Annotated in this window: 1 protein-coding gene; it reads left to right on the top strand. The window is 55.9% G+C overall.

The genetic code is table 11. The features are described from left to right. On the top strand, positions 1-320 hold a 320-nt coding region (locus IAE33_RS24435), incomplete at both ends, for an IS66 family transposase (protein ID WP_201165776.1).

The following is a 320-nucleotide window of genomic DNA, read 5'->3' as shown; positions in this document are numbered from 1 at the left end:
CGTCATCAAACATGTTCGCAAGGTGTATGGCTGCCGCGACTGCGAGTCAGCGCCTGTAACGGCGGACAAGCCTGACCAGGTGATCGAGAAGAGCATGGCTAGCCCAAGTGTGCTGGCCATGCTGCTCACCACCAAATATGTAGACGGCTTACCGCTTCATCGCTTCAAAAAAGTGTTGGGGCGCCACGGTGTCGATATCCCGCGCCAAACCCTGGCACGCTGGGTGATTCAATGCAGTGAGCACTTCCAGCCGCTGCTGAATCTGATGTGCGAAAGCCTGTTGAGCAGTCGGATCATCCACTGTGATGAAACACGTGTGC

It is taken from the genome of Pseudomonas sp. S60, assembly GCF_016647865.1.
Taxonomy (GTDB): Bacteria; Pseudomonadota; Gammaproteobacteria; order Pseudomonadales; family Pseudomonadaceae; genus Aquipseudomonas; species Aquipseudomonas parafulva.
The sequence above is the reverse complement of the archived record's forward strand: the minus strand, read 5'-3'. Positions and strand labels throughout refer to the sequence as shown.